Below are 1874 nucleotides of genomic sequence, written 5' to 3'. Positions count from 1 at the left end.
GGCGAATCTCGAACCTTCCGGGCGCGATCGAGCGATCGGTGCCATCAGGAGGCACCGGGAACACGGCATTCAAGACGAGCAGGTCGAGTTGGTCAGGCGGCCGGCGACACGGCCACCGGTCTGGATCCCACTCACCTGTCCCCCCGACGGGTCCCTGAGAAAGCGACCGCCGAGGATCCGGCGGCCGGAAGCAGGTTGCCGGACGGAGAAGGCCCAGTCCTCGTGCAGGATCAGCTCCGGATAGGTCTCGCCGTCGACGCTGAGCGTGGCCTCGCCACCCTCCCCCGCGTCCACGGCGTACTCCATCTCGCCGTTCACGTAACTGCCGAAGAGGTCACCGGGAGCCGGGATCTGCGACGTCAGCTCGGGCGCGATGTAGTCGCCCACCGGAATGTCCAGCGCGCGCAACTCATCGACCAGCTCTTCCCACAACGATGAACCGGTATTCGCGTTCGCCGTCAACGCGATCACCCGGTCGCGGGTCGGATCGATCCGAAGGTGACATGACGTGCCGTCGGCGGTTCCGTCGTGACCGACCCAGTCGGCATCGACATCCCGGAACACCGCCAGACCAAGCCCCCAGCCATCGGCAAGGCCGAACGGCTCGGCGCCGGAAACGGGACGCCGCATCTCGCGGAACGCCTCGGCGTCCAGCGGTGCGGACACCGAAGGATCACCGCAGCCGGTCAGATGCGCGTGCCCGAACGCGACCAGGTCCGTGGCGCTCAACGCGAGCGCGCCGCACGGAGCTTCAACCACTCGAATCGTCTGTGCGACCGGGAGGGCCGTGCCGGTCGCCTCGTTCACGACGTGTCCGGACACGAAGCTGTCGGCGGAATGCTGCGAGTCCGGCCACACGACGAACGACGGCACGACGCGCAACGGCTTGAGCAGGAGCGCCTGGATCGCGTCCCACCAGCTCATCCCGGTGATCTCCTCGACAATTCGCCCGATGAGCACGTATCCCACGTTGGAATAGGAGAACCTGACGCCGGGAAGCTGGACCAGGGTGAGCTCACGGCAGTCGCGCAGATACTGGCGCGGCGACGCGACCGCCGCCAGCCGCTCACCGAAGCTCGACGGCAACCCACTGGTATGGCTCAGAATCTGGCGCACCGTCACCATGCCGCCAAGGCTGTCCGCTTCGGTTCCGAGTTCGGCGAGGTACGTACCGATCCGGTCGTCCACGTCGAGGTCGCCGTCGGCGACCAGGAGCATCGCCACCGATGCCGTGAATGCCTTGGTGATCGATCCCACCGGAAACTTGGCGTCGGCGGTGACCCCGCCGGCCGTGACGGCCACCGTCCGGCCATTCATGTGAATGGCGAGTTGGGCGGCCGGAACCCCATGCCTTCGCACCAGATCGATCAACAACTTCCTAAGCCGCCCAGTTTCAATGGCAGGCAACAACGTGAACCTTCCAGGGTTCGACCAGTCTTCCGGGCGTACGCGAATGACGGCGCCCGACGCGCAATCAACCGGCGGGATGCGTCACATGACGCCGTCCCTTCCTACGGAACAAAGAACCCGCACGGTGTGCAAAAAAGAAACCCGGACCTCTTCGTCTGCGCGACCGAGGTCCGGGGTAGCGGCATCAATCTACTCCCTCGGGGCCCCGATAGATACCGCCAGATACTGCAGCCTCGCGAATGGCCTGACCCCCGCACCCGATCGTCCCGGCCCGGCAGTACATTCGAGCGCTCAGTTACTCCCGGTCGCGGTCACGATCGGCGGGCCGGGTCTTGCCGTCATCGGGACGGCGATTTCTGTGGTGTGACGACGGGTTTCCGTTCAGCCGGTGCAGTTGGGCACGGCGGGGACGCTGCCGACGCAGTTGTTGGGGGTGTTGGCGGTGATGGGTGAGTTGGTGGTGG

Annotated in this window: 1 protein-coding gene; it reads right to left on the bottom strand. The window is 66.1% G+C overall.

What is annotated here, in order from left to right:
* Positions 1-69: 69 nt before the first annotated feature.
* Positions 70-1371: a serine hydrolase domain-containing protein gene (locus tag VFV67_RS36580; protein ID WP_326475315.1), complete on the bottom strand. Its 1302-nt coding sequence runs from the start codon at positions 1369-1371 to the stop codon at positions 70-72.
* Positions 1372-1874: the final 503 nt, after the last annotated feature.

The sequence above is a fragment of the Actinophytocola sp. genome (genome assembly GCF_035762905.1).
Lineage (GTDB): Bacteria > Actinomycetota > Actinomycetes > Mycobacteriales > Pseudonocardiaceae > DASYTH01.
The sequence above is the reverse complement of the archived record's forward strand: the minus strand, read 5'-3'. Positions and strand labels throughout refer to the sequence as shown.